The sequence below is a fragment of the Ohtaekwangia sp. genome (assembly GCF_036568665.1).
Classification (GTDB): Bacteria; Bacteroidota; Bacteroidia; order Cytophagales; family Cyclobacteriaceae; genus Ohtaekwangia.
Genome location: NZ_DATCSD010000367.1, coordinates 1 through 26,303 on the forward strand (window position 1 = coordinate 1; position 26,303 = coordinate 26,303).

22 protein-coding genes, 1 tRNA gene and 1 pseudogene are annotated in these 26,303 nt (G+C 43.9%); 15 read left to right on the forward strand and 9 right to left on the reverse strand.

Annotated elements, in window-relative coordinates; all coding sequences use genetic code 11:
* The 7 genes from purL to VIN08_RS21040 form a co-directional block, all read left to right on the forward strand.
* On the forward strand, positions 1-2,764 hold a 2,764-nt coding region (gene purL, locus VIN08_RS21010), incomplete at its 5' end, for a phosphoribosylformylglycinamidine synthase (protein ID WP_331969336.1).
* Positions 2,765-2,847: 83 nt separating this feature from the next.
* Complete coding sequence (locus VIN08_RS21015; RefSeq protein ID WP_331969339.1) at positions 2,848-3,423, forward strand: DUF4136 domain-containing protein; 576 nt, start codon at positions 2,848-2,850, stop codon at positions 3,421-3,423.
* A 96-nt stretch (positions 3,424-3,519) separates the two neighbouring features.
* Positions 3,520-3,592, forward strand: a tRNA-Gln gene (locus tag VIN08_RS21020).
* Positions 3,593-3,704: 112 nt separating this feature from the next.
* Positions 3,705-4,634, forward strand: coding sequence for a ribose-phosphate pyrophosphokinase (locus tag VIN08_RS21025; protein ID WP_331969342.1), 930 nt, complete (start codon positions 3,705-3,707; stop codon positions 4,632-4,634).
* Between the two features lie 33 nt (positions 4,635-4,667).
* A complete protein-coding gene (locus tag VIN08_RS21030; protein WP_331969345.1) occupies positions 4,668-5,324 on the forward strand; it encodes a 50S ribosomal protein L25/general stress protein Ctc in 657 nt (218 codons plus the stop codon).
* Between the two features lie 138 nt (positions 5,325-5,462).
* The gene (pth, locus tag VIN08_RS21035; protein ID WP_331969348.1) at positions 5,463-6,023 is read left to right on the forward strand and encodes an aminoacyl-tRNA hydrolase; all 561 of its coding nucleotides are present in this window, start codon (positions 5,463-5,465) and stop codon (positions 6,021-6,023) included.
* A 30-nt stretch (positions 6,024-6,053) separates the two neighbouring features.
* Entirely contained in the window at positions 6,054-6,350 is a 297-nt protein-coding gene (locus VIN08_RS21040; protein WP_331969351.1) for a thiamine-binding protein, read from the forward strand.
* Between the two features lie 341 nt (positions 6,351-6,691).
* Here VIN08_RS21040 and metG read toward each other — a convergent pair whose 3' ends face one another.
* A complete protein-coding gene (gene metG, locus VIN08_RS21045; RefSeq protein WP_331969354.1) occupies positions 6,692-8,782 on the reverse strand; it encodes a methionine--tRNA ligase in 2,091 nt (696 codons plus the stop codon).
* 72 nt (positions 8,783-8,854) lie between these two features.
* The gene (locus tag VIN08_RS21050; RefSeq protein WP_331969357.1) at positions 8,855-10,996 is read right to left on the reverse strand and encodes an ATP-binding protein; all 2,142 of its coding nucleotides are present in this window, start codon (positions 10,994-10,996) and stop codon (positions 8,855-8,857) included.
* A gap of 103 nt (positions 10,997-11,099) precedes the next feature.
* Between VIN08_RS21050 and VIN08_RS21055 the strand changes: the two genes are divergently transcribed.
* Entirely contained in the window at positions 11,100-11,231 is a 132-nt protein-coding gene (locus tag VIN08_RS21055; RefSeq protein ID WP_331969360.1) for a hypothetical protein, read from the forward strand.
* Between the two features lie 23 nt (positions 11,232-11,254).
* Positions 11,255-11,410, forward strand: a complete 156-nt coding sequence (locus VIN08_RS21060) for a hypothetical protein (RefSeq protein ID WP_331969363.1) — start codon at positions 11,255-11,257, stop codon at positions 11,408-11,410.
* Between the two features lie 897 nt (positions 11,411-12,307).
* Here the strand turns inward: VIN08_RS21060 and bioB are convergent.
* Together bioB and sppA are read right to left on the reverse strand one after the other, a co-directional pair.
* Positions 12,308-13,285 carry a biotin synthase BioB gene (gene bioB, locus VIN08_RS21065; RefSeq protein ID WP_331969367.1) on the reverse strand — a complete coding sequence of 326 codons (978 nt, stop codon included), beginning with the start codon at positions 13,283-13,285 and terminating at the stop codon, positions 12,308-12,310.
* Between the two features lie 23 nt (positions 13,286-13,308).
* A complete protein-coding gene (gene sppA / locus VIN08_RS21070; RefSeq protein WP_331969370.1) occupies positions 13,309-15,063 on the reverse strand; it encodes a signal peptide peptidase SppA in 1,755 nt (584 codons plus the stop codon).
* A gap of 76 nt (positions 15,064-15,139) precedes the next feature.
* On the opposite strand from sppA, the gene folK reads away from it, so the two are divergent.
* Positions 15,140-15,622 carry a 2-amino-4-hydroxy-6-hydroxymethyldihydropteridine diphosphokinase gene (gene folK / locus VIN08_RS21075; protein WP_331969373.1) on the forward strand — a complete coding sequence of 161 codons (483 nt, stop codon included), beginning with the start codon at positions 15,140-15,142 and terminating at the stop codon, positions 15,620-15,622.
* Between the two features lie 66 nt (positions 15,623-15,688).
* Here the strand turns inward: folK and fabD are convergent, their stop codons facing one another.
* The 3 genes from fabD to VIN08_RS21090 form a co-directional block, all read right to left on the reverse strand.
* The gene (gene fabD, locus VIN08_RS21080; protein ID WP_331969376.1) at positions 15,689-16,561 is read right to left on the reverse strand and encodes an ACP S-malonyltransferase; all 873 of its coding nucleotides are present in this window, start codon (positions 16,559-16,561) and stop codon (positions 15,689-15,691) included.
* A gap of 62 nt (positions 16,562-16,623) precedes the next feature.
* Positions 16,624-17,031, reverse strand: a complete 408-nt coding sequence (locus VIN08_RS21085) for a thiol-disulfide oxidoreductase DCC family protein (RefSeq protein ID WP_331969379.1) — start codon at positions 17,029-17,031, stop codon at positions 16,624-16,626.
* Complete coding sequence (locus VIN08_RS21090) at positions 17,018-19,939, reverse strand: gliding motility-associated C-terminal domain-containing protein (protein WP_331969382.1); 2,922 nt, start codon at positions 19,937-19,939, stop codon at positions 17,018-17,020. Before VIN08_RS21090 ends, VIN08_RS21085 begins: the two co-directional genes overlap by 14 nt.
* 581 nt (positions 19,940-20,520) lie before the next feature.
* Between VIN08_RS21090 and VIN08_RS21095 the strand changes: the two genes are divergently transcribed.
* From VIN08_RS21095 to VIN08_RS21110, 4 genes are all read left to right on the forward strand, one after another.
* Entirely contained in the window at positions 20,521-20,703 is a 183-nt protein-coding gene (locus VIN08_RS21095; RefSeq protein ID WP_331969385.1) for a hypothetical protein, read from the forward strand.
* Between the two features lie 149 nt (positions 20,704-20,852).
* Positions 20,853-21,095 carry a hypothetical protein gene (locus VIN08_RS21100; protein ID WP_331969388.1) on the forward strand — a complete coding sequence of 81 codons (243 nt, stop codon included), beginning with the start codon at positions 20,853-20,855 and terminating at the stop codon, positions 21,093-21,095.
* 69 nt (positions 21,096-21,164) lie between these two features.
* On the forward strand, positions 21,165-22,862 hold the full coding sequence (locus tag VIN08_RS21105; RefSeq protein WP_331969391.1) for a 1-acyl-sn-glycerol-3-phosphate acyltransferase: 1,698 nt from the start codon (positions 21,165-21,167) through the stop codon (positions 22,860-22,862).
* The gene (locus tag VIN08_RS21110; protein ID WP_331969394.1) at positions 22,840-23,898 is read left to right on the forward strand and encodes an NAD(P)H-dependent glycerol-3-phosphate dehydrogenase; all 1,059 of its coding nucleotides are present in this window, start codon (positions 22,840-22,842) and stop codon (positions 23,896-23,898) included. Before VIN08_RS21105 ends, VIN08_RS21110 begins: the two co-directional genes overlap by 23 nt.
* Before the next feature lie 279 nt (positions 23,899-24,177).
* On the opposite strand, the gene pyk is transcribed toward VIN08_RS21110, so the two are convergent.
* On the reverse strand, positions 24,178-25,608 hold the full coding sequence (gene pyk, locus VIN08_RS21115; RefSeq protein ID WP_331969397.1) for a pyruvate kinase: 1,431 nt from the start codon (positions 25,606-25,608) through the stop codon (positions 24,178-24,180).
* A 63-nt stretch (positions 25,609-25,671) separates the two neighbouring features.
* Positions 25,672-26,094 (reverse strand): IPExxxVDY family protein, encoded by a 423-nt coding sequence (locus VIN08_RS21120; RefSeq protein WP_331969400.1) that lies wholly within the window; start codon positions 26,092-26,094, stop codon positions 25,672-25,674.
* Positions 26,095-26,209: 115 nt separating this feature from the next.
* Between VIN08_RS21120 and VIN08_RS21125 the strand changes: the two are divergent.
* Positions 26,210-26,303 (forward strand): annotated as a pseudogene (locus tag VIN08_RS21125) (acyl carrier protein); the annotation flags it as partial.

The window sequence follows — 26,303 nt, forward strand, 5'->3', positions numbered from 1 at the left end:
GTTGTATCAGTCACCGGAAGAAATTCTGATCAAGGCATCCGATGGTGCTTCCGACTTTGGTAATAAATTCGGTCAGCCGGTAATTACCGGAAGTGTATTGACCTTTGAACACATAGAAGATGGCAAGAAGTACGGCTTCGATAAAGTAATTATGCTTGCCGGAGGTATAGGCTTCGGTAAAGAAAAAGACAGCAAGAAAGAGCATCTTGAGCCGGGCGATAAAATTGTACTTCTTGGTGGAGACAACTATCGCATTGGTATGGGCGGAAGTGCCGTATCATCGGTAGCTACCGGTGAATATGGAAATGCTATAGAGCTCAACGCGATTCAGCGTTCTAATCCGGAAATGCAGAAGCGTGTTATGAACGCCATCCGCGCGATGGTCGAAGCAGGCATCAACCCGATCGTATCAATTCACGATCACGGTGCCGGTGGACACTTCAACTGTTTATCCGAATTACTCGAAGAGACGGGCGGAACCATTCGCATTGATAAACTTCCTATAGGCGATCCTACCCTTTCGGATAAAGAGATTATCAGCAACGAATCGCAGGAACGCATGGGGCTTGCGATCAAGGAAAAAGATATAGAGTTACTGAAGAAAGTTTCTGAACGCGAGCGCGCACCGATGTATGTTATCGGAGAGGCTACTGGCGATAACCGTTTACATTTTGAAAAGAATGGTGAAGCAAAGAAGACCATCGACTTTGAAGTAAAGCACCTGCTGGGATCATCGCCTAAAACAATCCTCACGGATCACACAAAGGCTATAACATACAAACCACTTCAATACGAAGTTGCCAAAGTACGTGAGTACCTCGAGCAAGTGCTTCAACTCGAAGCGGTGGCTTGTAAAGATTGGTTAACTAATAAAGTCGATCGTTCTGTTACCGGTAAAGTAGCAACACAACAAACCTGTGGTCCTATACAATTACCACTCAACAACGTTGGTGTAATGGCGCTGGACTATAGCAGTCACCAGGGAGTAGCTACATCTATAGGCCATGCTCCGGGCGCTGCGTTGGTTGATCCGGTAGCCGGAAGCAAACTGGCTATTGCCGAATCGCTCACCAATATCGTATGGGCTCCACTTACACACGGTTTGAAAGGCGTTTCACTCAGTGCCAACTGGATGTGGCCTGCCAAGCAGGAAGGTGAAAATGCCCGCCTGTATAAAGCGGTTGAAGCCATCAGCGAATTTGCTATTGCGCTGGGTATAAATATACCTACCGGTAAAGATTCACTTTCCATGACACAGAAATATCCGAATGGTGAAGTGGTATATTCTCCGGGTACAGTAATTATTTCAGCAGCCGGAGAAGTGAATGATATACGCAAGACTATATCGCCTGTGCTGGAGCCCGTAGAAGGTTCTAAAATTATACTGATCGATTTCTCGAATGACGATCGTAAACTCGGAGGCAGCAGCTTCGCACAGATATTGAATTTACTCGGCAATGAAGTGCCTACTGTACGCGATGCCGTATATTTTGCAAAAGCATTTGAAGGCGTTCAACAGTTGATCAAGCAAGATCTCATTCTTGCCGGTCACGATATATCAGAAGGTGGTTTGATCACGGCATTGCTGGAGATGTGTTTTGCACAACCAGCTACAGGCCTCACGCTTAATCTCACTGCACTTGCCGGTGACCTGATCAAAGTATTGTTCGCAGAAAATCCGGGAGTAATTATACAGGTAGCAGACGATACAAAAGCAACAGCCCTGCTAGATCAATTGGGCGTGCGCTATCATATACTCGGTCATGTAAATCATGAGCAGAATGTTACCATCCGTTATCAGCAGGAACTGCTTTCACTGAAAGTAGATGAGCTGCGCGATGTATGGTATAAAACTTCTTATCTGCTCGACAGCAAACAGCGCGATGCTGCACATGCTGCGCAACGCTATAATAACTATAAGCACCAGGTGCTTCAGTACAATTTCCAGCCGAAGTTCGATGGTAAATTTGCAACGTATGGTATAGACGCCACCCGCAGAAAACCTTCGGGACTGAAAGCTGCCATTATGCGCGAGAAGGGTGTGAATGGCGATCGTGAAATGGCGTACTCGCTATACCTGGCTGGCTTCGATGTAAAAGATATACACATGACTGATCTGGTGTCAGGCCGTGAAGATCTTTCCGATGTAAATCTCATTGTATTTGTAGGAGGTTTCTCCAACTCCGATGTACTTGGTTCAGCAAAAGGATGGGCCGGTGCATTTTTATACAACCCGAAAGCAAAACAAGCACTCGACAATTTTTATAAGCGAAGCAATACACTGAGCCTTGGCGTTTGTAATGGATGTCAGCTGGTAATGGAATTAGGTTTACTATATCCGGAGATGGGCGACAATCATCCGCGCATGCATCACAATGGTTCCGGAAAATTTGAATCTATATTCCTCAACGTTACTATTCCTCAGAATAACTCGGTTATGCTGAACAGCCTAGCAGGTTCGCGTCTCGGTGTTTGGGTAGCACACGGAGAAGGTAAATTCCGTTTACCATCCGATAAGTCAACCTTCCAGGTAGCAGCAGAATATTCTCATCCGGAGTATCCGGGTAATCCGAACGATTCTGATTTCGCAGTGGCTGCGCTTTGCTCGAAAGACGGACGTCACCTTGCGATCATGCCACACATTGAGCGCTCGCTGTTCCCGTGGAACTGGGGCTACTATCCATCCGACAGAAAGAACGATCAGATTTCTCCCTGGATTGAAGCTTTTACTAACGCACGGGAGTGGGTCAAAAAAAATTCATAGCCTTTTAACAAAAGGTTTCCGGCTGGTTGTTGTTCTGACGATTGAATACTCTTATATTCATCATCAGAATAACATGCCGGCTTATGAAGAAGATTATCGTTCCTCTTTTAGTATTGGCACTGCTTACCTCGTGCCTGGGATATAAAGAATTACCAGTCGAATACGACTACAGTTATAAAGGCAATTTCAAAAGGTATAGAACATTCGACATCATGAAGCCTGCAGGACCTGCAGACTCTACCATGGTAAATGAAGTGATTGAAAAATCTATTGTAGCCCGAATGAAATTTCTGGGATATAGACAGAGCACTTCCAAACCCCATCTTATTATCGGCTTCAAAATGTTCAACGATAGTTTACGGTTTAATGGCTACAACCAACCGGCTATTGAAGAGTGGGTGAAGACACAAAATGACAATATTGAGTATGATGCTCAAAAATTTAATTTGAACACCGGCACACTGCTCATTCAGTTCTACGACCGCAGACAAAATCGCTCCATCTGGCAAGGCTATGCTACAACTATGTATGGATCAATAGATTTCAATAATAACCGGCACCTTCGTAACGCTGTTATCTCAATTCTCGACAAGTATCGTTTCTGGGCCGAAGGTTTCATTGAGGGCACGACTGTCTCAAACAATGAAAATGATCTCTAAATTTTCTCGCTTAAGTTAACATTTCTGGAAAATAATTCTACCTTTGCAATCCCAAATTCATGGGTCTGACACCGGATTGACGGTTCAGAGGTAAATTGTCCGATGGTGTAACTGGCAACACGCCTGATTTTGATTCAGGAAAGTCCAGGTTCGAGCCCTGGTCGGACAACACGTCTAAAGAATCCCGCGCGAGCGGGATTCTTTGTTAAACGTTATTCCGTTGATCACTTGCAAAATGAACGGAGTAATCTTGAATGGCAATAAGACCTAACGGCACAACCATGGCAGTTAAAATTTTTAGCGGAAGAGCTACTACCTACCTGGCTGAAAAAATCGCCAATGCTTATGGCGAACGTCTGGGTGAAGTAAACTATCAGCAATTCAGTGATGGTGAAATGTCACCGTTCATTACTGAATCTGTTCGCGGCCATGAAGTATTCCTCATTCAATCTACCTTCCCTCCTTCCGATAATCTGATGGAGCTTTTACTGATGGTAGACGCAGCCAAACGTGCCAGTGCGTCTAGCGTAAACGTGGTAATTCCCTACTTCGGTTATGCACGCCAGGATAGAAAAGATAAACCACGTGTTGCTATCGCTGCCAAACTGCATGCTAATCTTATCTCTGCAGCAGGTGCTTCACGCATTATGGCGTGCGATCTTCATGCTGACCAGATACAAGGCTTCTTCGATATACCCGTAGATCACCTGGACGGCTCCTATATATTTGTTCCTTATCTCAAATCATTAGGGCTGTCTGATATCATGTTTGCATCTCCGGATGTAGGCGGTATAAAACGTGCACGCAGCTTTGCTAAATTCTTTGATGCAGAACTCGCAGTATGCGATAAGCATCGTAAAGAAGCTAACAAAGTGGAGTCGATGCGACTGATCGGTGAAGTGGATGGTAAAGATGTTATACTCGTAGATGACCTCGTGGACACAGCGGGTACGATCTGCAAAGCAGCAGCACTTCTGAAAGAGAAAGGCGCTAAATCTGTTCGCGCAGTATGTACACACGGAGTATTGTCGGGTAAAGCTTACGAGAACATCGATAACTCTGTCTTGGAAGAACTGGTGGTTTCGGATACTATACCCTTGAAAAAGGATAGCCCGAAAATCAAAGTGCTGTCGGTATCAACATTGTTTGCCAAAGCGATCCGCAAGATCCACGACAACGAATCGATCAGCTCCCTGTTCATTAAACTTTAAAACGCAGAAACTTTTAATTAACAATTATATACTATGAAAACTGTTGAGATTATAGGGTATGAAAGAGCAAATCTCGGCAAGACAGGTTCCCAGAAGTTACGGGATGAAGGTCTTGTTCCCTGTGTATTGTACGGAGGAAATGAGCAAATTCATTTTTGTTCTCCCATGATCCTGTTCCGCGACCTGGTATATACCAACGAAGCGCACTTTGTTCATGTAAACATTGAAGGCAAAGAGTGCCAGGCTATACTGCAAGAGGTTCAATTCCACCCGGTAAGTGAAGTGATTCTTCACGCTGACTTCCTTCGTATTTCTGAAGACAGAAAAATCAAGATGAGCATCCCTACCCGTTTGGTGGGTACAGCTCCTGGTGTTTCTAAAGGAGGTACATTAGTACGTAAACGTGCTGCATTGAAAGTATACGGCTTCCCTAAAGATATGCCGGATCATATCGATGTAAACGTTTCTGAGCTTGACTTCCACCACGCTATTAAAGTTGGTGATATGCGCATCGAAGGACTTGAGTTCCTCGATCCTAAGCAAGCAACAATTGCTGCTGTAGAAGTACCACGTGCTGCTAAAATGGCTGCTGACGAAGCTGCTGCTGCCGCTGCTGCTCCTGCTGAAGGTGCTGCTCCTGCTGCTGCCAAGAAAGCGGAAGCTCCTAAGAAAGAAGAAGGTAAAAAGTAATTTGCCTTACAGCTATACAACAGGAATCCTTCCCGAATACGGGAAGGATTTTTTGTTTCTTATCAATTCTATTGAAATCTTTGAGGACTGCATACATGCTGTGCAGTATATAGTTGAATCACTTTTGATCGATACCAGATGAAATATCTGATTGCAGGACTGGGTAACATCGGGCCGGAATATGAATTAACCCGCCACAACATTGGCTTTCTGGTGCTGGACCAACTGGCGGATCAGCACAAAACAAATTTTACAACGGACAGGCTGGCGGAAAAAGCAGAGTTTAAATACAAAGGACGGAGTATACATCTCATCAAGCCTACTACGTATATGAACCTGAGCGGGAAGGCTGTTGCCTACTGGTTGCAGGAACTTAAGATTCCAAAAGAAAATCTGTTGGTGATTGTTGACGACCTGGCTTTACCTTTCGGCAGTTTGCGTATGCGCACCAAAGGAAGCTCTGCCGGCCACAACGGACTTAAAAATATAGAGCAGCTTCTCTCCGGACAGGATTACTCCCGTCTGCGCTTTGGTATCGGGAATGATTTTGGAAAAGGACAGCAGGTAGATTTTGTACTAAGCAATTTCAGTCAGGAAGAATTTAAACAACTTCCGGAAGTGATTGGTAAAGCAAACGAGATGATACTCTCCTTCTGCACCATTGGTGCCGAGCGTACCATGAACCACTTCAACAACTAAATACTTTTCAATTATATACCTATATATACCATGAAACACCAGGTTCACATAGCGATACAAATTGTTCCGATAACAGATAAGCCACACTACCCGATCATTGATAAAGCCATTGAAGTTATCGATAAGTCGGGCGTATCGTATAAAGTAGGCGCTATGGAAACAGTTATGCAAGGCGACTATGATGTGCTGATGCGCGTTGCCAAAGAAGCACAGCAGGCATGCCTTGATGCCGGAGCCGATGAAGTAGCCGTAACGATGAAGGTACACGCCCGCAAAAACGGAATTGTTACGTGGGACGAAAAAGGAATTGATCGCGGATCGAAATAGTGACTGGCTGCTAGCTGCTGGTGAGTGCGCAGCGTTTGAATATTGAAGCTTGTTTCCAGCAATCCATACTACATACTATCGGGAGCTGATTAGCACAGAAATATACCGACATATAACTTTAGTAGTGGTGTCAGTTGTTCCCAACTGACACATAGCAAAAGGAAATATACTCTTCTCGAGCCTCTCCTGAGTATTTATTTCTTACGATTAACGGATAACCGCTAACGAATAACGGAATTGAATATCGAGCAAGGAACACCGAGCAGCGAATGTCGAAGTTTGTTCCCTGCAGATTAATGCAAACTCACACCACCTCTAGGAACCTGAAGCCAGCAGCTATATCAAGATACCTGCGAGCCGGGAGCAACGTCATCTATAGGGCGAACCAATCTTAGTTTACCATCTTTGTCTTCCGCCATCAGGATCATGCCTTGCGATTCGGTGCCCATCATTTTGCGAGGAGCCAGGTTAGCGATAAAGGTTACCTGTTTGCCTGCTATATCTTCCGGAGTATAATGTTGTGCTATACCACTTAATATAGTTCTTACACCAAAGCCATCGTCCACCTGTAACTTGAGGAGCTTGTTGGATTTCTCCATCTTCTCGGCCGACACAACGGTGCCTATACGTATATCCAGTTTCCCGAAGTCGTCAAATACAATTTCAGGCTTCAAGGGCTTGATAGCATTTTCTGTAGCAGGCGCTGATGTTGTCGCAGGAGTTTTCTTCAAGCGAGCTACCTGCTTTTCCATGTCTGCATCTTCAACGTTTCGGTACAGTAACTCGGCTTTGCCTAGTTGATGATGCTGTGGCACTACATGCACGAGCTCTTCTTTCTCCCAAAACTTTTTACGGCTTTGTTCCAGCAATTCACTGTTCAGTTGTTTGCGTATACTCGCAGCACCATCCGGCAGGAATGGTTCACAGGCAAGCGCTATATTTCCCACTACGGTTAATGCATAGTTCAATATACAGCCTACAGCTTCCATATCTTCTTTTGCAAGCTTCCATGGTTCGGTATCGGCCAGGAATTTATTACCGATGCGCGACAGGTTCATCATCTGGAACTGTGCTTCGCGGAACCTGAAGTTCTTTATAGCATCGGCCATATCCTTCACCGACTTATTCAAATCATTATGAGCTTGATTATATAGCGCTAAAATTCTTTTTCTACGTTCATCTGTACCGGGCAGCTCATGTTCCGAAGGTACTTTGCCATCAAAGTATTTCCAGGTGAGCACCATCACGCGATTCACAAAGTTACCGAGTATAGCAACCAGCTCGCTGTTTACTTTCTGTTGATAATCTTTCCAGGTGAAGTCAGCATCTTTTGTTTCCGGAGATATAGAGTTAAGTACATAGCGCAGCTCATCTCTTCTTCCGGGCAGATCGAGTAAATATTCGTGCAGCCACACTGCGTGATTACGCGAGGTAGAAAGCTTCTCTCCTTCCAGGTTAAGAAACTCGTTGGCAGGAACATTATCCGGAAGTATATATTCTCCGGTAGCCTTCAGCATAGAAGGGAAAATGATACAATGAAAAACAATATTGTCTTTACCAATGAAATGGATCAACCGTGTTTCCGGATCTTTCCAGTATTTCTGCCAGTCGTTCGGCTTCCATTCTTTTGTAGCAGATATATACCCGATCGGAGCATCGAACCACACATATAGTACTTTTCCTTTTGCATCGGGCAGCGGAACGGGTATACCCCAGTCAAGATCACGTGTTATGGAACGTGGCTGCAATCCCTGGTCGAGCCATGATTTACATTGACCGTATACATTTGTCTTCCAGTCTTTATGCCCTTCAATCAGCCAGTCTTTCAGCCAGCTCTCAAATTTATCCAGAGGAAAATACCAATGTTTGGTTGGCTTAAGTATAGGTGCTTTACCGGAAACAGTAGACCGTGGGTTGATCAGTTGTTTAGGACTTAAACTCGTTCCGCATTTTTCGCACTGATCTCCGTATGCATTCGGGTTACCACAGTTCGGACATGTGCCTATAATATAGCGATCGGCCAGAAAGATTCCCTCCTGTTCATCATAATACTGATCAGACGTTTCTTCAATGAAGAGATTCTGATCGTAGATCGTCTTGAAAAATTCCTGTGCTGTTTCATAATGCACAGGATTAGAAGTACGGGAATATATATCGAAAGCAATTCCGAAATCTTCGAACGCTTTCTTCATCAGTTGATGATACTTATCGACAAAAGCCCGGGGCGTTACACCTTCCTTGCGCGCGCCCAGCGTGATGGCTACGCCATGTTCATCGGAGCCGCATATAAAGGCAACGTCTTCCCCTTTCAGGCGAAGATAACGTACATAAGTGTCGGCTGGTAAATATGCCCCGGCAATGTGCCCGATGTGGAGAGGACCGTTGGCATACGGCAACGCAGCTGTAATAGTATATCGTTTAAAGTCAGTCATGATCGTTTCAAATCGCTAAATGCACGAGCGTGCAAAGATGATAATAGAAAAGGAGGTAAAAAAATTCCATCGTCAGATGGAAGGCTTCTCCGAATCGTCATCCTGCTTGGGCGGAGTGGACGGGAACACCACGTAAAACTCCGTAAACCCTTCAGGTGTCGTTAACAAGCCGACCCGTCCTCCCAGCTTGGCAGTGGCCGTTTTTACAATGTATAGCCCTATACCACCTGTCTCCGACCGCTCGGAAGCGCGGAAGAACATCCGGAAAAGTTTTCCGGGGTTTGCTTCGCTGATACCGATACCGTTGTCTATTACACGAACTTTTACCTGGCCTTGTTCATTGGAGCTGATATGTATCTCGACAAATGAATCCACACGATCAGAATCGTTATAGAACTTGATAGCATTATCGATCAGGTTTTCGAGTACAATGCGGATCAACTCTTTATCGGAGAGTATTGTTGTCTGATTATGAATGTTGCGCTGAATACGAAGTTTCTGCGGCAATCCTTTTTTCTTCTCCAGCAGCAATACATCGTTCACTATATTTTCGAAGTCGATGCGTGCTACACTCAGTTTCGAGTTGTTGATCTGGTTGATGATGAGCAGACGTGTGAGGATCGTATTCAATCGTTCGGCCGTTGTATCGAGCTTGCTGAGATAGTCAAGCGCCACCGGATCTTTCACATCCATCAACGCTACGTTACACATACCTTTCAAACTTGCCAACGGTCCGCGTATATCGTGCGAAGTTTTGTAAATAAAATTATCGAGTTCATCGTTCACTTGTTTGAGTGATTGGTTTACCCGTTCGAGATCTTCTGTTTTCGTTTCTACTTCTTTATCGAGATACTTGTTTTTACTCTCGAGCAGTTTGTTTTGTTCTTCGATCACTTCTTTCGCTTCGGAGAGCTGCGCGTTTACGCGTTTGATTGTACGGTTACTCCTTTGCAATACCAGCACCAGTAAACCCGCCAGTATAGCGATGACAGCAACCGCTATATTCAGATCGCGCTGCTGTTTGATCACTTGCTCTTTGGCTGCAATTGTAGCAATGTTTTCGCGCTCGGCATAGTCGGTCTGAATCTTGGCGATGTTCTTAATCAGAGCTTCACTGTAAATGCTATCTTTCAGAGATATATACTTATTCTGGTAGACAGCCGCATTCTTGAAATCAAGCGTTTTATTATACAAAATTGAGAATTGCCGATAGGTGTCTATCAGCATTTCATTATATCCGGAGAGAGCCGCCAGCTTTTCTGACTCTTGCAGAAACTTGATCGCCTCATCCATAGCATTGCGTTCAATTGCAAGCTTTGCCAGGTATATCAGGTTCTCAGCAACAAATCGCTTTGAGTCTATACGTTTGGCAATCTCTAATGACTCCATGAAATGATTGTTGGACTCTTCAAGTCGTTGCAGCCCAAGACTTGATACACCCAGCGCCAATTGACCTTCCATTTTAATCTGGTCGCTACAATTATCGTTGCATTGTACAAATGCCTGCTGAGTATATTTCTCAGCTTCTTCATATTTATTTACCTGATTATAAGCCAGTGCAAGATTAATAAGCAAGCGGTCAAGGTCGAATGTATCATTGATCTCATTCTTGAGCTTTAGTGCATTGGTATAAAATTCGATAGCCTTCTCGTAATTACGCAACTTGAAATATACCAGTCCAATATTGTTCAACACATCGCTCATCTCCCCCTTCTTACCTTCCTTTTCACGGATGGTGAGAGAGAGAAAATTATACTCTAAAGCTTTATCATAGTTAGCATAGTAAGTATAAGAAAGGGCTAATCCATTAATCAGGAATTTATACTCTTCGAAATAATCCTTTTCAGTTTCATGTCTCTTTGCAATACCTAGAACACTATGAAAAGCATCGATCGATTCAACAATACGATCCAGACGTCTCAGCACCTGCCCCCTAAGCCGAGTGCCCTTTACAATTTTTAAACTATCGCCAATCTCTTTCGCCAATGCAAGTCCTTCTTCAGCATAATGCAGTGAAGCTGCTTTATCGGAAGATATAGTTTCTCTTGCCAATTGATACAGCACCTCGCTCTTATCAGAACCACTGCTTATCAAAACCAATCTTTGAAGTGAATCTATAGCATGTTGGTTTTGTGCTTCAACCAATGTATAACTAAGGATTACAAACAACAGAAGCAGGGTAACACTAAGATTCTTTAAAAGATTATGGTACACGTGTTATTTCTAAAATTTTATTCCTGTAAAAGATAAAAAACGGCAAAAGATATTTGTGTCACAAAGTAAATTAAAAAAGAAATTAAACCTAACACCTACTAATATGAAAAAGCTATTCTACATTTTATTGATTGCCTTTGTAAGCTCTTTAACAATTACTGCATGTACTGAAGAAGAGGTGGTGCCTACTCAACCTACAGATAACGGTGGCGGTAGCGGAATTGAAAGAGTTTAATAATCCCTTAAAAAGAAAAAGCCATGAAAAATAAGCTACTACTCATAATAGCCGGCGCTGCCATTGTTACAGTGTCGTTTACCTCAGTAAGTACACGTGGTAAAAAGGCTGATAAAACTGTGACCAAGCAAACTTCTAATGAGCCTGTTGGAGGTTTTCTGGTTGAAGACAAGCTTTAAGCTTTCGTTTTACAACGTACCTCCTATACTAACTATACATGCTATCTATCCTTTGGGGACTATAAATACCCCTAAAGGATAGATAGCTTCGTAGGTATACTTTGGTGTCCACTCAGCGAAATTTACCAAAGGATATCTAAAACGCTTTGGCAATAATTAATGCCACCTGGTCCACAATGTTGTCTGTAACAAACTTATATGAAAGTCTATATACCGCCTCTCACTCTTTCCCCTAAACCTATTGCTGTACAGTCGGCTCTACCAGCTCTTCCTGTACTGACCTCTCTACGATTCTCCCGGTCATACTGGTTGGCTCTGAAAGCCTTCTCGATTTTCCGTGTATGCGTTCGTCTGGCGAAGTCAAATGGATCCCAACAGATACCTGTTTAGCCCTGCCCCATAAGGCCTCATTAAATCAGATTGACTTATAAAGTCGCAGTCAACTATGTAATGCTACAACATTAAAGTATTACTTTAATACATTATTTTAACTTTTTCCATTAAAAATAACGTTACAAAATCGTAATATTTCGATAATTATCGTGTGTTTTTTGCATGTTTTAACGGATTTTCTACTGCACTTTCAAATTTGTTACGAGGTAACCATAGTATTTGGAGAAAAAACCAACATCAGTCGATTTACAAGGCTTTCTGACCAATAAAACGCCCATTCGATGGCTCTTTAAGCTGCCTGACGTGTTCATTCATTCAGGCTTAGGCCCTCCTGTCTTCACCAGAAAGGTAATGACGCATCGCAGAGAAATCAGGAGATAGCATCCGGTAAACAGCAACACGATGTATAGTATATATATACCTTGAGGCAATGGTATAGGCATAAAAAAAACCTTTCCAGCATTTCTCTGAAAAGGTTTTTAATCCATTGAACAATTCGCTCTACTAGAGTACCGCGTGTTCTTCCTTATACGATTTTCTTGGCTTCAATTGTAATTGCTGGAACATCTCCTGATCTTTTATAAAGCCAGGATTTGGTGTGGTTAAAAGTTTATCGCCTGCAAATATACTGTTAGCGCCAGCCATAAAGCAGAGCGCCTGCTCTTCGAGGTTCATTCGAACGCGACCTGCTGACAAGCGTACCATTGCTCGTGGCATAATAATGCGAGCTGTGGCTATCATGCGAACCATCTCCCACACAGAAACTTTCTCCTGATCTTCCAACGGTGTTCCTTCTACTGGTACCAATGCATTTACCGGTACAGATTCCGGATGTTCAGGAAGTGTTGCCAACGTGAGCAACATTCCTATACGATCATCCTCCTGCTCGCCCATACCAATGATACCACCTGAGCAAACTGATATTTTTGCTTTACGAACGTGCTCGAGTGTATCCAGACGATCCTGGTAGGTGCGCGTTGTGATAATGTCATCGTAGAAGTTTTCGCTTGTATCGAGATTGTGATTGTAAGCATATAGCCCTGCGTCTTTCAGCTTCTGTGCCTGCTCGGGTGTAAGCATACCTAATGTACAGCACACTTCCATGCCCATAGCATTTACTCCCTTCACCATCTCAATCACTTTATCGAAGTCGCGATTGTCACGCACTTCCCTCCACGCAGCGCCCATGCAAAAGCGTGTACTGCCTGATTCTTTTGCCTCGAGTGCCTTGTCGATCACTTCTTTTACTTCCATCAACTTCTGCACTTTTACATCGGTATGATAACGTGCAGCCTGCGGGCAGTACGCGCAATCTTCCGGACATCCACCGGTCTTGACAGAAAGTAATGTACATACCTGTACTTCCTGCGGATCGTGGAAGGTTCTGTGTACAGTAGCTGCCTGATAAATAAGCTCCAGCACGGGCTGGTTATAAATCGCTGCGATCTCTTCGCGTGTCCAGTTATTGCGTATGACTGTCATGTATATACTCAGTTGGTTAATGTTTAGTGTAGTTGTATTTCAAATGGCATACGTGCCTGTGTTCCCTGATAGGTGTTGATCTTTTTCAATTGCTGAAACCAGATATAGGACTCGCCCAGTTCTGATTTGATAGCATCTGTTTTTGCATTCTCTTCCAGTTGCGTCATCAATTGCTCCAGGAAAGGTTTATGCTTCGGATAAAAACGAAGTTTATAGTCGCTGCCAACACCGGCTTTTTCTGCAGCGATCTTTACTGCATCGTCAAACCCTCCGAGTATATCTACGAGTTTACGTTCTTGTGCCTGCGCTCCTGACCATACTCTTCCGGAAGCAACTTTCTTAATATCTTCAACCGCTATACCTCTTCCTTCTGCAGCTTTACCGGTAAATGTTTCGTAGTGATCGTTGAGATTTTTCTGCCAGTAATTTTTCTCCGCTTCAGTCAACGGTCGGGATACTGTAAACATCTCGCCAAATTCACCGGTGCGTACTTCATCGAATGTTATTCCGAGTTTATTCCCCAGGAAGCCACTCATATCGAACATCATTCCGAATATACCTATAGAACCGGTAATCGTGTGAGGTTGCGCTACAATAGTATCACAGCCCATAGCCAGGTAATATCCACCCGATGCAGCATAGTCGCCCATAGAAGCTATAACAGGCTTTGCCTTGGTCGCTAATTGTATCTCACGCCACATCATATCGGATGCACGGAACTCACCACCCGGAGAGTTAACACGTAATACGATCGCTTTGATATCATCGTCTGTTCTTGCTTTACGGATCTCTTCTACAAATGTATCGGCACCGATTACCTGTTGCTGATCATCCGCTTTTCCCGGCATGATGGTACCATCGGCTACAATAACAGCAATTTCATTTTTAGTGCTTTTATAGCTTGATACGCTCTTGCGATATTTAGCATAACGAATGAAATTTATATCGTCTTTCTCCGAGAGACTGAGGCGTTGCTTCAGGTTATCCGTAAACTGATCCTGATAGAACAGTTCATCTACCAATCCAAATTCTTTCGCATTGGCTGCATTACGAATCAGCATCTTGTCGGAGATCTCTTCGAGTTTTTCTACCGGAATGTTCCGCGATTCGCTGATGCGCTTCAGGGTAAATCCATAAATTGAATTGGCCAGTTCGGTGAGTTGCAGCCTGTTCTCCGGACTCATCTTCTCAAGTATAAATGGCTCTACGGCACTTTTAAATTCTCCTACACGAAATATCTCCGGCTTGATCTCCAGTTTATCAAACAAGCGCTTGTAGAATGATATCTCGATAGTAAGTCCGTTAAATTCTATTTCACCTTCCGGGTTCAGGTATATTTTGTCGGCTGCAGAAGCAAGGTAGTAACCACCTTCTGTCATTACTTCGGTATAGGCAACAACCCATTTACCGCTCTTGCGAAAATCGAGTAGCGACTGCCGTATCTCTTCGATGGTTGAGAACCCGGCCATCGGATAGCTCACATCGAGGTAAATACCTTTGATATTGGAATCTTCTTTGGCATGCTGAATCACTTCTTTTAATTGCAGGAGACCGATCTTCGGCACATCGTTAGAGAATGGCAAGCCTGCCAATGGATTTTCTGCTTGTAGCTCGGTGATCTGGGCATCGAGTTTTAAATGTAATACGGAGTTTTCGGCTATCACCACTTCTTCTTCCGCTGTTAGTCCGCCAATGATGCCGAGGAGCAAAATGAAGGAAATAACGGAGAACAGGATCAGCGCAAGGAATGCAGCGAAAAAGCTTTTCCAAAAATTCATAATATCAAACTTTAAGGCTCGAAATTAAGCAATACGCATCCGAATAAAAAAGTATGTTTGCAGCCTATAGAATTTCATGGACAGCGGCATTTTTCTTCTGCTTGGCACAAATCTCGGAGATCGCGAACAGAATCTGGCAAAAGCTAAAGATCTGATCAGCAAACAGGTGGGCAACCTTGTAAAAGAATCTTCCATCTATCAAACGGCAGCGTGGGGAAAAAACGATCAGCCGGATTTTTACAATGAGGTGATCGAAATCGACACAACGCTATCGCCACAGGCTTTGCTTCAAACTACATTGCACATTGAAGAGGAACTTGGAAGGAAACGCATGGAAACCTGGGGACCGAGAGTTATTGATATAGATATACTCCTATACCGCGATAGCATCATTGACACCGCACGGCTTACCATACCTCACCCGGCTATGGCACAAAGGAGGTTCACCCTTGTTCCCTTAGCAGAAATAGCAGCCGACATACTTCACCCGGTTCTTCAAAAAAAAATAAGTGAGTTGCTGGATCTCTGTCCGGATCAACTCGCGGTTCGTAGACGTTGATATGTGTGTATGTTGGTACGTGTCTTCGTTAACGTGGCAACGTACACACGTACCAACGTAAACACATCAAAGACTTGCCACTTCAGCTTCGGGGGCGATTTTCTTTACCAGGCCTTGCAGTACTTTGCCGGGGCCACATTCTATAAATGTTTTACCTCCGTCTTTTACCATGGCTTGTACAGATTGCGTCCAGCGAACAGGTGCTGTTAACTGTGCGATCAGATTTTTCTTGATCACTGCTATATCTTTAGCCGGAGACGCATTTACATTTTGATATACGGCACATACCGGTATAGCAAAAGTTGTTTGCTCAATGGCAGCAGCTAGTTCTTCGCGTGCAGGCTCCATTAAGGGTGAGTGAAACGCCCCCCCTACCTGTAGTGGCAACGCGCGCTTCGCGCCTGCTGCTTTTAATTTTTCGCAGGCTATATCTATACCTTTCACCGATCCGGATATAACCAGCTGGCCTGGGCAGTTATAGTTTGCGGCTACTACGACTTCATCAATAGAAGCGCATATATCTTCTACTACTTTATCGTCTAAACCAAGAATGGCCGCCATGGTTGAAGGATTGATCTCACAGGCGCGTTGCATGGCAGCAGCACGTTTTGCTACGAGGCGCAGGCCATCTTCGAAGGATAACGTTTTGTTAGCCACCAGCGCAGAAAATTCTCCGAGCGAGTGTCCCGCAACCATATCCGGTGCAAATGAATCGTTGGTAAGAGCAACGGCTACAGAGTGCAGAAAGATAGCAGGTTGTGTTACCCTGGTTTGCTTCTGCTCTTCGGCTGTTCCTTCAAACATGATCTTGGTCAGCTTAAAGCCTAGGATGTCGTCTGCTTTATCAAACAACTCTTTTGCTTTTGCATTCGACTCATACAAGTCTTTGCCCATACCGGTGAACTGTGCACCTTGTCCTGGAAATACGTATGCCTTCATAATAGAATTTTCAATACAGCGTCAAAAATAGTAAAAAGCTGAAACGTGAAAAGTTTTAGGTGTTAATCGACAAACCGGCCTTTCAATTCCGGTGTAGGAATCATGCACTGATCCTGCTTTCCAAAAAGTCTGTAGCGGTTCTTCGCGAGCCCGGTATAGAGTGCATCGCGAATAAATTTAGGAATGATGCGGAATACAGTAAAAGCAGACCAGGCTCCGGAAAGGTGCCGTACAATCTTTAGCACGGCATCACTTTTCTCGTAAGCGATGCCTTGCTCGATCACAATAATGCTATAGAGTTGATCCGATGGAAGCCCTACTTGTTTTAACAATACCTGCGCATACGATGATTGCAGGGAGGCAAACCGAAATATACCCTTGGGGTCTCGCTTGATTATAAATTGTACTGTACCATTACAGAGATTGCAGACGCCATCGAATAAAACAACGGTATGGTTACTGTCTGCCATCTACCAGATGTACCCATCCCTTGAAGGTCTTCTTGCTGCTGCCCGGATCCAGTGTAGTAAAGGTTACTTCTGCTACATAGTAATATACAGCTGGCGATAACTCTACGCCTTTGGAATCTTTTCCATCCCAATCTATATAGATGCTGTTCTCGCTGCCTGATTCATATGTATATACTTCTTGTCCCCAGCGGTTGAACACTTTGAATTTTACTTTCTCTACAAAGCGCGCACACTTTTCAATAAGTCGTTGAGGTATCTCGCAATCTTCACAGCCGGTCAGGTAATCGCGGATGTTAAAGGCACTGAACTCATCGTTCTTGCCATCGCCATTTGGCGTAAATACGTTGGGTAGTTCGTAATACGGACAGTTGTCGTTACATACCTGTTCGCTTTTTTCGCTTTCATTTCCGGAGCGATCCACTGCCGTGATTCTATAGCACCTTGCAAACGAAGGGAGATTTTCATCTGAGTAAGATGTCTGTGTAGCATCGACTTCTGCAATGAAGATATCGTCTTTCTCATCTCCACCTCTTACAGCAGAGCGATAGATCCTATATTTACTGATGTCTGCCTGGCACTGATCCGAAGCATCATTCGTCCACGAAAGAAGATTCGTATAGGTGTTACCAAAGCATGAGTTCTTGTCGAGCAGAAACTGATCGCAATCCAGCAGGTTTACAGTCAGTATAGGTTTACATGGTGGAATACTATCGCCCGGTTGTACGCAGATCATCTGCGAGAAATTTTTGAGCGGCTCGGGGATCTTGTTCGGATTACCATACCCTCCGCGTGTCATTACTTTATAGCAATAGGTCTTTCCTTCATCCAGAGGTACATTGTTATACTGACCTTTATCTACATACTGTAATCCATCTACAATAGCATCTACACTGTCGATCAATACAAGGCCGGCTTCTCCGGTGCCTTCTTCTCCGCGGTATATCAGGTGACGAGGGTATGCCTGTATCTGATTAGACCATGGAACAATGGCTGTCCAATTCAATTGTATCTGTCCTACCTGCGACTTCGAATCCAATCGCACAGCCGAGGCTACTTCAGAGGCTCCTACCAGCTTATTGGATAATGAAGAGTTAGGTGAGTACGCTACCACGCTATAATTATATACACTCTCTTCGGTGTTGAGTGATTGATCTACAAATGTTGTATCGCCATTAAAAGTCCCCACCAAGGTTGAGTCAGTACTGCGGGTATAGCCGGTGGCGCGGTATACTTCATATCTATAGGGTGGCGGATACAATATTTTGTTTGCATCAAACGGTCGCTTCCAACTTACACGAATCTGCCCATCCGATGTTCCTGTTTTCTCTACCGAGACGTTGGTTATGATCGGTACATCGGCCGGTATAGGTCCTACGCAGGTATCTTTTGAAACATAACTCTCTCCGCCTTCGGGCAACGCGAATGTTGCTACCAATCTATAGCAGTACATGGCGCCAGGCGCGAGTCCTTCGCCCCCATTGTTATCTATATATTGTGTAACCTGCGTACCCGTTGGTGTGTTGGCAGCAATGGTGGCTATATTGGTATAGCCCAGTCCTGCCGGCATACCCGTTTCACAACTATCAGGTCTATACGAAGTACTATCTACCTTTCGCCATATCTGTATCTTTTCTGCATTGGCACAGAAGTATGGATCCCATTTTATAGTCGCTGTTCGTTTACTGATATCGAGCTGAGCATCTTTCCATGTTGGTGCTGGCGCAACAACTTTTATTCGCCAGGTTTTATAGGTGACTAGGCTCACACCATTTCCACTATGACTATCGGATACTTTAAATACCACCTGGTATGGTTGCTCGCGAACGTGATCGCAGGTTGTATTCCATTCGAAGTTTAATTTACCCGGTGTGTTCTGAAATACTGCAGGATCGGGCGATACCGTGGCCGGAGATTCTGTAGGTATAAATTCAAATATCTGCGAAAAGGCTTCGATCTTTACTTTATCGCCATCAGGATCTGTACCAGTAATAACCTCTTTAATTGTTTTACCTGCTTCAACGCATATATCTTTCGGCACATCCAGATCGGGTCGCTGATTGTTACAATCATCTTCCACAATGATCTGCATATCCCTTCGCACATAGCCCATGGCTATCCACTTACCGAGTACCTTTCGCCACTCTTTTACGATGAATGCTATATTATACTCCCCCGCAGCACCGGGCGCGTTCCACGTTATCGTCCCGTCCAATGGATTTATACCAAAGGTTGGTGGACCGTCATCTGTTTCATTACCCGTAGCATAGTCGGTATAAAATTTTTGCGCGTTGGGCGCCACATAATTTAATACTGTAGCATTACGATCTCTATAAGGAACTACCATTTCGTAAGAAAGACTATCATTACCATCGGGTTCATAAGCACCCGGGTTGTGATAAAAAGCTTTACCGGAACATGCACGGTCGATGGGAGGAATAAGAAGATCAGGAGGTGTGCTGCAACCTAAAAATGGATCGATCACGATCTGTGTCTCTATATAGAAGGTTGTGTTAACCGAGTTATCCATATTTACCACACCTTCGTTACGGTTCGGCTCTACATAACTGATGGTATAGCGACCCGGACCTGGATAAGTCCATTCGATCGTATAGAATGCGCGGGCAATACCACGCTGCGCATCAATTACAGTATAGTTGGGATGGCCCGGACCAATCTCGGGTACCAGTACACGCGGGCTTTTATCACCAAAGTCCAGATAATCCTGATCGCCACCAAAGAGCACGTTGGTGTTTAATGTGTTGGTATAGGCAATAACGGTGATGCTATATTTTCTGGCGCTGCACGCTCCTACCCTTCGCACTATAATATTCCCGGCCCTCAGGTGCGTAGCATGTGCCGCTATACCTGCCAAAATGAAACAAAAGATCAGGAAAAATCCTCTCAGCATACTTCGGGTTAAACAGGGCGCCTTCATGGATGTAAATGTATTGTCCTACCGATCAACATCAAAAGAATATGATAAGTTACAATATAAAATGTTCAGGTCTATCATAAAAGATCAACTACTTAAACGGTTCAAAACGCAGTTTATTCTTGATTCTGACATTTTTATCTATTCACGAATGCACATTTTTTCTGTCGTGAGCATCCAACGTTTGGCAGTCTTCACGTGTCGTGACTCTGTTTTTTCCCGCGCCCCTGGTTTACTCTCATGCTACTTTTTTGAGATGCTTGTAAAAAAATTAAGCAATGAAAAATAACCGGAATACATCCAAGGTTTTCATGATCAAGAAAATACAGGAGGTAGTATCATCACTTCAGCGGTCGTTTCGTTGCCGGAAACGGCAACACCACACTTCACTTTTATAGCGCTTTGCAAAGTATAGGTATATATGTAGCATAGCGGAATTTCATTTGCCAGCTTTACTTTTCATCACTCATGGATATGGTGTAACCTAAAAATTTCCAAACAGTATTTTTTACTCTTTGTGTTTTATCTATATCTTCGTTACACCAAACTAAAAACCCTTGATTCCTAACATGAATGCTGACCCGAAAGCTTTGAAGGCTTCCTTACAAAAACGTGAGCTCGAACTTCAACGCCTCATCCGTCAAATGAAACTTGATCAACTTCACAACAGCTCCGTTTACAAAAATCTTGAACAGGAATTGATCAGCATCAAAACACAACGCAGCCTTCAGGAGTCCTGAGTTTTTTTACATTTCAAATTCCATCAATACTTATTGGTTCAGGTTGCGCGACCGGCAGCGTATCCGTTGTTTTTTGGGTTCATTCTACCGCTATAATTTGATCCTTCCGATCAAAAAATGAACTTTGTGTTTTAACCCAAAGGACAATTATGCGCGTAGTTGGAGAAATTCCTCATGCTGATTGCAAGATTACCCTCTTTGCATGGAACAACCGCTACCTGATCAAGTTTGAACGCGGACTGCTGGAACAAACTTTTAAGATCAATGAGTATGATATTGCTACCGAAACAGAGCTTCGGGCGTTGGTCGATGAACAGTTTATTCAACAGGCAATGGCCCGTTTTGATGAAATGGAGACAAGCCTTTTGGCAAGGCTGAACGATCTCGGTTAAAACTGTAACACTCCGAAGATTTGTCGAATAGCCGAAAACGTTCAACTTTTCACTATTTTGCGTCCCCGAATGGAAGTCGTAGAGAAGAAAAATAAGAATAAGAAGTACAAGCCTATCCTGGACGGTATACCTGATTGGCCTGTATATCAACTCAGCAAAAATCGCAAGGAGTTTATTGAAGAGGTTGCGCTTACCTCCGTAGCACGTGTGAAGGAGTTACGCCCTACTACCAAGCAACTTATAGATGAATTGCAAACCACGGTATATCGCGAGCAGCAGCGCATGAAACGCAACCGCTGGCGTGTAGACCCGGTGGATGAGCCTCGCTTTTGGGCAACTATAAAAGATGACCTGGTAGGACTTGATGCCATGCCTCCGGAAGAAGCGCAGGTTAAAGCAGAAGAAATTCTGAAACGCATTGTATCCCGCTATGCCAGCGAAATAGCAGGTAACTTTAATGCCAGCTCGTATAAAGTAACACGCGAAATCGTTAAGTTCTGGTTCTCGCGCCTGTTGAATGGTGCACGTGTAAAAAAATTCGGAGCATTTTTCCGCAACCGCTATACACTGCGTGACAAGATCCATATCGTTGGAAAAGTAAAACAACTGCGCAACCTGGCTACCAAAGGCACAGTAATTATGGTGCCTACACACTTTAGCAATCTCGATTCAATTCTTATCGGATGGGTAATCCATTCGCTCGGGTTGCCTGCCTTTATATATGGTGCCGGACTAAATCTCTTTAACATCAAGATCTTCGCTTACTTCATGAACAGTCTTGGTGCCTATAAAGTAGATCGCCGAAAAAAGAATTTACCATACCTGGAAACACTCAAGCTATACTCTACGCTGGCTATTCAGAAAGGTGCGCATAGTTTATTTTTTCCGGGAGGTACACGTTCACGTTCCGGTATGCTGGAAAAACAATTGAAGCTGGGGTTGCTCAGCTCGGCTGTTGAAGCACAACGCAATTTATACCTTGATGCTTCTGCCAATGAAGAAGAGGTGCGCAAGATCTTTGTTGTGCCGGTTACACTGAACTATCACTTTGTGTTGGAGGCTCCAGACCTGATCGATGATTACTTATCTGTAAAAGGTCAGGACAGATATCTTCCTGAACAGGATAAATACGGAAGCTGGCAACTGCTGCAGTTTCTCTTCAAGTTCTTTACCAAAGGTTCTAACATTTCTGTATCGATTGGTCGCGGACTGGATGTTATGGGGAATTATGTGGATGATGATGGCAACAGCCTCGATGCCCAGGGAAGAGTTATTGATACCCGCGATTACTTCATCAGCAATGAGCAAGTAACGATCGACAAGCAACGTGAAGATGAATATACTCGCATGCTCAGTCAGAAGATCGTGTCTGAATATCATCGTATCAACCGTGTATTCGCCAGTCATCTCGTAGCGTTTGTTGCTTTTGAAATATGGCAGAAGAAACATTCCAAGCTCGACTTGTTCGGATTACTCCGCTTGCCGGAAGAAGACCAGGTTATACCATACGAAGAGTTTCGCGAAGCATGCAAGCGCGTACGCAAACAGATCTATAAATTAAAAGAAGAAGGCAAAGTATACCACGCCACACATTTAAAAGGAAAGATCGACCTCGTTATACGACACGGTCTTGACAATGTTGGTATATTTCACCTCAAACGTCCGCTGTTAATGAACCGCGAAGGCAATATCATTACAAAAGACTTCAATACATTATATTACTATCATAACAGGTTAGTAGGCTATGACCTTGAGAAGTTTATCTGACGATAAACCGGTTGGCGTAATCGGAGCAGGAAACTTCGGCAGCGTAGTTGCTAACCTCCTGGCGCAGCGCAGGAAGGTATTACTATATGCACGCGATGAAAAAGTTATTGAACGCATTCGCGAAACACACGAGAACCGCGGGCATAGCATGCATCCGAACATTGAACCGACCTGCGACCTGGAAGCTATAGCGCGCGAGTGTAACGTATTGTTTCCGATTGTTCCGTCAGAGCATTTCCGCTCCATGATGAAACAACTCTCGCCCTATCTGCACCCCTACCATATTCTGATACACGGCACCAAAGGTTTTGATCTTACGCTCACCAACGGGCAAAGCATAGAAACCATCACGCGGCTCAACAGAAGCCAGGTAAAAACCATGAGCGAAGTGATCATGGAAGAAAGTGTTGTGGTGCGTGTAGGATGTTTGGCAGGACCTAATCTTTCAAAAGAGTTAGCCGCACATCAACCAGCGGCTACAGTTATAGCAAGTCATTTCAATGAAGTGATCACCCTCGGCAAACAACTGCTGCGCAACGATCGCTTCCAGGTATATGGCAACAACGATCTGGTAGGTGTTGAACTTGCCGGTGTTTTAAAAAATATCATTGCTATAGCAGCAGGAGCTTTGAGTGGACTTGGCTATGGCGAAAATGCCAAAGGGCTATTAGTAAGTCGCGGCATGGTAGAGATGATATATCTCGGTCGTGCATTAGGCGGAAACACCAAAGCATTTCTGGGTGTAGCAGGCGTAGGCGATTTAGTTACCACCTGCAACAGTTCACTCAGTCGTAACTTTACTATTGGCTATCGCCTGGCACAAGGTGAAACTCTGAAAGAAATTCTCGCAAGCACTGACGAAGTAGCGGAAGGTATAAATACCGTTCGCATCACCAAAAAATGTGCTGACTACTATAAAGTAAAAGCGCCTATCACTAACACACTATACCAGGTACTTTTCGAAGACCTCACCATGAAGCAGGCCCTGCGTTACCTGATGCGCTACCCCCTCAATGTAGATATAGACTTTTTGTGAGCCATTAGCGGTTAATGGTGATTAGTTATCCGCTAATTGCTAATCAAAAAGCGTTCGGTATCTTCCACTATCAACTTCGACATTCGTTGATCGATGTTCCTTGCTCGATATTCAATTCCGTTATCCGTTAATTGTTACACGATAATTGTAAATACATTCTGCCAAGTACTCGCACTTCTATTATCACTCTTCCGAGTAACGATTAACCTGTAACGGCAATCAACAAAAAAAGCAGGCTCTCTCGAACCTGCTCTTTCATATACTTCAATATATAGCGAATTACTTCACTACATTAATCTTCAACGTGTTGGTACGTGCCTTTTCCTGTATAGGCATGCTGGCCAGGATGATGAACAAGTCACCAGACTGCACGTGGCCTTCCTTCTTCAGTATAGCTTCTACATCGGCAATCGTCTCGTCTGTAGAATTTATTTTATCGTAGAAATACGCTTGTGTGCCCCACACTAGGTTCATCTTGTTAAGAAGAGATTTGTTTGAGGTAAACACAAAGATGTTTGCGTTTGGTCTATAAGCCGATGACTGGAATGCTGTGTAACCAGACTGCGTCATCCCTACAATAGCCTTTGCTCCTACATCTTTTGCCAGTTTACAAGCGGCCAGCACGAAGTTATCGTGGATATAGGTAGGTGAATTTTTATTCACATCGCGGAAGCGATAGTATATATTCGGGCTCTTCTCTACAGAAGCTACTGTGCGCACCATGCTTCGGATTACTTCGATCGGATATTTACCGGCAGCTGTTTCAGCAGAAAGCATAACAGCATCAGCACCGTCCATCACCGCGTTGGCTACGTCATTCGTCTCCGCGCGTGTAGGGCGTGGGTTTTCGATCATACTTTCCATCATCTGCGTAGCAACGATAACCGGCTTGCCGGCTTTGTTACATTTCTCCACGAGCATCTTTTGCACCATGGGCACTTCTTCCAACCAGATCTCTACTCCCAGGTCACCACGGGCAACCATCACAGCATCCGTTGAAGCAATGATCTCATCGATGTTACTCAATGCTTCCGGCTTCTCGATCTTCGCTACGATACGGGCATTTGATTTTTTAGAGTCGATGATGCTGCGCATCGATTGAATATCCGATGCTTTGCGTACAAACGACAACGCGATCCAATCAACATCATGCTGTAATCCAAACTCCAGGTCAGCTAAATCTTTCTCTGTTAAAGAAGGAGCTGATACTTTTGTGAACGGAAGATTTATACCCTTGCGTGATTTCAGCGGACCTCCGTAAACAACTTCTGTTACAACATCCGTATCACGAACTTCTTTTACTTTCAATTCAATTTTACCATCATCTACCAGAATAGAATCGCCAACCTTTACATCTTTCGGCAGATTCTTATAGGAAGTACTTGCTATCTCGCGGTTCCCCAACAGGTCGCGGGTTGTAATTATCAATTCCTGACCGCGCTCGATCACCGTACCCGGCTCCATTTCATCTACGCGGATTTTAGGTCCTTGCAAATCCTGCAGCAGGGATACCGTTGTGCCCATCTCTGCATTCAGTTCGCGAACGAAGTGGATTACTTTCAAATGATCTTCATGCTTACCATGCGAGAAGTTAAGACGGAAAACATCTACTCCTTCTTTGATCAATGCACGCAGCATGTCTTTTGAATTGGAAGCAGGGCCTACTGTGGCAACAATTTTAGTCTTGTTGTACGATACTTTTTCTAACATAAAGGTTTAAGATGATAATTCGTGTGGATGGTTAATATGAAAGATACCAGTGTGCATCAGGGATCAGAAAATGAAGTTTGATTTAGACTTGAGACCATCCATGGGGATGAAGGTCACAAACTGAACAGAAGATATTGACTTGATCAACTCCAGCAACTGCGGATGGGTGTACTGATCTTTCATAGCTGCCAAAATTATAAAATCGAAGTGAGGAAATTCAGGGATTAAAAAATACTTTCCGGGCTCACCTTCGGAAGGTTTGTTTTTAAAGAGTTTCAATCGATTGATCTGGGTTTCATAGGCATAAAAAGAAAAATATTTTTCGTCATTATTTTTAAAGCCAACCGCCAAATCGGGCTGTTTTACAAGCTGAATATGAAGTGCTTGATTGATCTCCCAAGCAAGCTTGTAACCCCGTGCTGTTGAGGTGAGTCCCAACAGCTCAAAGTCATATTCATAATCGATAACAAGTTTGCTTTTCTTCATTTTACAGGTGAATTTACTCCTTAATTGAGTCCGGGAGCCTGTTCAAAAAAGTTTGATAATATTCCCGCAAATCTCTTTCTTTGCAACTGATTTTTAAATCATAAACCTTAAAAACATGTCTGAAATTGCACAAAAAGTAAAGCAGATCATCATCGAAAAACTTGGTGTTGAAGAATCTGAAGTTACTCCTGAGGCTAGCTTCACCAACG